This window comes from Aliibacillus thermotolerans (genome assembly GCF_027853235.1).
In the GTDB taxonomy this organism is placed as follows: Bacteria; Bacillota; Bacilli; order Bacillales; family Marinococcaceae; genus Aliibacillus; species Aliibacillus thermotolerans.
The window spans coordinates 1-5,937 of sequence record NZ_WKJG01000068.1; the positions used below are offsets into that span (position 1 = coordinate 1).

Annotated in this window: 2 protein-coding genes and 1 pseudogene; 1 reads left to right on the forward strand and 2 read right to left on the reverse strand. The window is 39.3% G+C overall.

The annotated features are described in order from the left end of the window. Nucleotides 1–136: 136 nt before the first annotated feature. Nucleotides 137–1,720 (reverse strand): bifunctional metallophosphatase/5'-nucleotidase, encoded by a 1,584-nt coding sequence (locus tag GJS40_RS10965; protein WP_333723928.1) that lies wholly within the window; start codon nt 1,718–1,720, stop codon nt 137–139. A 161-nt stretch (nt 1,721–1,881) separates the two neighbouring features. Between GJS40_RS10965 and GJS40_RS10970 the strand changes: the two genes are divergently transcribed. Further along, the gene (locus tag GJS40_RS10970; protein WP_270897900.1) at nt 1,882–4,878 is read left to right on the forward strand and encodes an endonuclease; all 2,997 of its coding nucleotides are present in this window, start codon (nt 1,882–1,884) and stop codon (nt 4,876–4,878) included. A gap of 486 nt (nt 4,879–5,364) precedes the next feature. Here the strand turns inward: GJS40_RS10970 and GJS40_RS10975 are convergent. Further along, nucleotides 5,365–5,930, reverse strand: a pseudogene (locus GJS40_RS10975) (IS256 family transposase). Between the last annotated feature and the right edge of the window lie 7 nt (nt 5,931–5,937).

Consider the following 5,937-nt stretch of genomic DNA (forward strand, 5'->3'; position numbering starts at 1 on the left):
CTGAAAGTAGCAAGCCTCCGCAAGCCACTTTCAGCGAAAAACCAAAAATATACAAAATCGAGAGGAGAAAAAAGACACATTTTTCTCCTCTCGATCTGTTTTTCAGGACTTATTAGACAGCCCCTTTGTATAAAGATTAAATTTTTACTGTAAAGTTATTCATTACAATAGCTTGGATTGTTTGATGTTTCTGAATGTAATTACTAATTAGTTCTACCATATCTTGCTGAATTTCTTTCACGATTGGCTTATCTTTAAACATATGATAATCTCCGCCACCACTTGCACGATAATTATTCATGACCACATGGTAGGTGGTTTCTAAATTAAGTGGTTCTCCATGATAATAAATACGTTCTACTCGATTCCCTTTTAAATTGGAAACGCGAATCGTATAGTCAATTCCTTCCCACATATCGTAATTGTAATGTTGTGGTTTGGGATACATATAATCAGGATTTACCGTAATATGACCATCTTTGTCCAAGGAAAAATATTCTGCAGTTTTCTCAAGAGCTAGTTTAATATCCCTTCCTGATAAAGAAAGCACGACAAGTGTATTTGGATATTTATAGTTGGAAACAATGTCTCGCATTGTAATCGTTGAAGAAAAGCCTCTGGATTCATTGCTTAATAGGGAGGTAACAGAAATATCTGCTCCACTCACGTCCATCTGAACTTTTTGAATGAATTCGATAAAGGGATGTTTTTGAATTCTCGCTTGGAACGGATCCGTAATTGTCATGTTTCCGGCTACCTTTCCGAATGGTTGATCTAACCATTTTTGCGTAGATTGTTCTAATTCTTCCAATTCTTGAAGGATAACTGGATCTGCCGCAGCTCCTACTACTTTATGAATCTCTGCATTTTTGCTCGTTACCTTCCATTGGTTATTTTCTTGTTTCAGTTCAACATCTATCTCACCATAATTCAGCCCGTTATTTCCTGGTTGGATAACGAGGCAATCGCCAATATATCCTGTGAGGAGACGGTGTTGATGCCCAGTTAAGAGGATGTCAATTCCTTCAATTTGTGCTGCCATTTGATATCCCTGATTCTCTCCCGTTAATTGTTCGGTTGCTTCTCCTGTTTCTACATCCCTTTCAAAACCTCCATGGTAGGAAGCGATGAGGAGATCGCAATTTTCCTTTTTACGAATTTCTTTAACCCAATGATCGAGTGTTGAAAATGCATCTTGAAACGTAATTCCCTCAATATGTTCAGGATTCTCCCAATTTGGTATGTAATGCGTTGTAACGCCGACAATGGCCACTCTTATTCCATTTGCTAATGTTTTTATGAGATAGGGAGGACCAAAATAAGGTTGATCCGTTTCCTTGTCTAATAGATTCGCGGACAACCATGGATAGTTAGACTGTTCTCTAGCATCAAGTAAAATAGATTTCCCAAAATTAAATTCATGATTCCCGATGATAAATGCATCGAGACCGATATGATTCATTGCTGAAACCATTGGGTTCGGCTTATCGGAATGTTCTTTGACATAATGTGTCATCAATGGTGTGCCTTGAATGAGATCACCATTATCGATGACAAGGAGATGAGGATGTTCTTGCCGTTTCTTTTGAACAATGGTTGCGTACTTCGCTAATCCAAGTTCAGCAGGTTCATTCGTTGCATAATCAATCGGCAGTACATTGCCATGAATATCACTCGTATATAAAATTTTAAGGCTTACTTTATTGGTCAATCCGATCACCTCAAATAGTAGTATGTTTTTTCATCTTATGTCATGTTTCGACTGATAGCAATAATAAAGGATGAAATTTTACTCAGAACTTACATATTATTCGATTCTATTAAACAATTATTTGAGATAGTAGAGAAGAAGGAAGAACTATTAAATGAGGAGGAGTTTTTATGAAAAGGAGAATTCATGGACTTTGGATAGCTATATTAGCGGTTATCCTTAGTATCATCATTGTTCCCATGCCATTTCAGGCAGAAACAATGGATGATCCAGCACCAATTATTGTCCCAGAGTCACCGAATGGAAAAAAGGTATTGTTTGATAACATGCATGCTCAAACAGCTGGACAAGCAGATTGGGTCATTGATGGTGCATTTTCAGACTTTGCGGAAGGAATTGCAGAAAATGGCTATCAAGTAGAAGAACTAAGAAAGAATAGCCCTTTTACTTTAGAAGATTTAGAGGATTATGATGTATTTGTTATTCCTGAGGCAAACATTCCATTTAAAAAAGTAGAGCAAGATGCGATGGTGGAATACGTAGAAAATGGTGGGAGTATTTTCTTTATTTCCGATCACTATAATGCGGATCGAAATAAAAACCGCTGGGATTCCTCGGAAGTAATGAACGGATATAGAAGAGGTGCCCATGACAATCCAACAAAAGGGATGTCAGAGGACGAAAAAAATTCAGAAGCGATGCAAGGTATAGAAAGCTCGGATTGGTTGAGTGATAACTTTGGAATTCGTTTCCGTTATAATGCTCTTGGTAATATTGTAGCGAATCATATCGTTGATCCAGATGAATCATTTGGAATTACCGAAGGAGTAGAAGAAGTTACGATGCACGCTGGATCCACTCTTGCAATTACAGATCCTAAACTTGCAAAAGGGATTGTCTATTTGCCAGATGGTCTAGATGAAAGTGATAAATGGGGACCTTCCGTAGACCAAGGTATCTACCATGGTGGTGGAATAGAAGAGGGACCATATGCGGCAATTTCTAAGTTAGGAAAAGGGAAAGCAGCCTTTATTGGAGATTCCTCGCCAGTAGAAGATATTACACCGAAATACCGTAATGAAGAAACAGGAAAAAGAAAAACAACGTATGATGGCTTCATTGATGCGGATAATGGAACATTACTACTAAATATGGTTGATTGGCTAGCAGAAGAAGAGGCCTATGAGGATTTTACGGAAACAGATATTCCGTTGGATGAAGTGTCACCACTTCTTGATATGGAGATTCCGGAAAACTCAACAGAACCACAACATGAACCTTGGACAAACCCACAATCCCATTATAAATGGTATGATCCATCCACCTTTGCACCAGGTTCCTTTGGTTCATCTGTAGATCCAATGCCAGAACCAGAATTTGAATTGAATTACGATTCTGTACTACCGAATGATAAAGTATTTACGATTGAAGTAGTTGCTGAGGGATTGGCACCAGGACAAACGATTTCAGGATATAATCTAGGAATCTATCTGGATGGTGGACAGCAAATTGCTAAAGTACAAAATGAAGATGGAAGCTGGCCTTCTAATTTTGGTTATAGTTCAGAGTTCAGCTTGCAAGCAAATAGTGAAGGCGTAGCAACAAAGACTCTAACTGTACAGTTAAATGAGAATGTTGTTGGAGATGCCAATGTTCGTCTACGTCAAGGGGGAACAAATTTAATAACAAGACCTGCTGTGATTGCTAGTGGAGTTGGCGAAGAAGAGCCTGAAGATCCAACAGAACCAGACGAACCAATCACAGAACCAGAGTTCACGTTGAATTTTAATTCTGTCTTACCAAATAATCAAGAATTTACAATTGAAGTTGTAGCAAGAGGTTTAGAAGCCGGTCAAACGGTTACCGGATATAATCTAGGGATCTATTTAGCAGGTGGGCAACAAATAGCGAAAGTAAAACGAGAAGATGGAAGCTGGCCTTCTAGTTTTGGATATAGTGAAGACTTCTCTCTGCAAGCGGATAGTAATGGAGTAGCAAAGAAAACATTACACGTCCAAGTGAATGAGAACGTAGAGGGAGATGCGAATGTTCGTCTTCGCCAAGGAAAAACAAGAGTTGTTACGGAAGAAGCTGTGATTGCTAGCGTAGTAGAAGAAGAGCCAGAAGTGGAACTGTTAACGATTAAACAAGCTCGTGATCTAGCGGATGGTAAAATTGCTATGGTAGAAGGAGTCATAACAACCAAACCAGGTTTATTTGGTGGAAAAGGTTTTTATATCCAAGATGAAACGGCTGGAATTTATGTGTTTCAACACGCTGACGAGTATCAGGTAGGGGATGTAATTAGAATCAAAGGTACCTTGGCTACGTTTAATGGACTGAAAGAGCTAGAGGACGTTCAACACGTGGAAGTCATTGGAGAAAGTGAACTACCTGAATATACATTGATTGAAGAACTTGATGAATCGAATCAAGGACAGCGTGTAAGCCTAGAAGGGGAAATAGAAAATATCGTTTCCTATTGGAATGCATTTGAGTTTGATTTAAGAAATGGAGAGCAATTAATCAAAGTTCGAATTGACAATCGCACGAATATTTCCTTTGAAGAGTTTACGGATCTTTACGAAGAAGGAGATCAAGTTATTGTATCCGGTATTTCTTCCATATTCCATACGCCTCAATTGCTAGTAACAGATTTAGAGGATATCCAATTGGATGCAAATGCAGCACCAGTCATCCATGAATTAGCTGGTTTTGATCAATTTGTGATTACCGAATCCTATCAAATTCCAGTGGATGTCTATGATGAAGACGGAGATTTAGATCGCGTCGTCATTGAGATGAATGGAAATACAATGGAAGATACGATTCAAATTTCACCTTTAGATTTTACACCAGGTACGTATGAGGTGAAAATTACTGCAAGCGATAAAGTAGGAAATGTAACGGAGCAAACCTTTACCGTAGAGGCTGTTCTATTATTATCCGAACTAGATGAATTAGTAGAGTTTGGGGTAGAACAAGGCTATGTAGCGGCAAAAATGGAAAAACGTTTAGTGAAAAAAGCGCTTGATGTGCAAAAAGCTAAAAATACGCCGTCTCGAAATGGGAAATGGAATGCATTGCTAAACCAAATGGAGGCACAATTAGGAAAAAGAATTCAGAACGATTACATCGACTTTTGGGAAAAACCAATTGATATGTAGTTTAGTTTAGATGTGAAAATAGAATAAGTCTCATCTAGGAAGGAATCTTGTTGGGTGTGTCAATAATTTTGTGTAAATACCCCTGTTTCTAGTAGATAGGTTAGCCCTGCTTATTTTACTTGGTAAAACTTCTATTTTAGGTTAAACACAGAGCCACAGCGGTAGCTGCTTGTCCTTGACCTTGTGCCTTTTCTTAGTTCTTGCTGGTTGGGTTCAGGGACCCGGCCAGCGAGAACTTAGAAAAGATCGGTCGTGGTACGCTAGGTGTGCGGATGAAGTCCCACATAGGGATTTATTTTTCCATCCGCCAACCTACACACCACCACGACCGCAAACAAGGTCAAGGATGGCGGATTGGTGCTAGAGCTTAATCTTCTAGTGCTTCAAACATGTGTATCAATTCTGATTTCGCCTTTTCAAAGCCTCGATGACAACGCATGCCAAACTTGTGATTATAGTCTAGAAACCGTGTCACGAGAAAGTGTTCTAAGGATTCTTCATTCGGGAATTGTTCTTTGCGTTTGACATATCGTTTGTCGAGTAGATACTGCGACGTATGGAAGCTGGAAAATCAAAAAACGTTAAGATCTGTTCGTTGTTCATCACAGATTCAATGACACGTGGATAAGGCTTTTCCCACTTGCTTTGCATTCGTTCTAAGGCTTCTAAAGCTTCTTCACGGTCTTTCGCTTGATAGACGGCCTTAAAATCATCGAGAATGGCCGCGCGATCCTTACACGTACTTTACTGGAAATGTTTCGAGTGACATGTACACAGCACACTTGATGCTTCGCCTTTGGATAGACACGATGAATGCTATCCGTCATCCCTGGCAATCCATCGGAAATGAAAAGAAGAACGTTTTCTACTCCTCGCTCATGTAGGCATTGGAGGAGTTCTTCCCATACATGAGAAGACTCTGTTGGTACAACGGTAAAGTCTAAAACTTCTTTGTTTCCTTCTTCCGTAATACCAATAGCGATGTAGACAGCTTCTTTTTCAACCGTTTGACGTCGGACTGGAATATGAGTGGCATCCAAGTAAATGCACACATAGCGT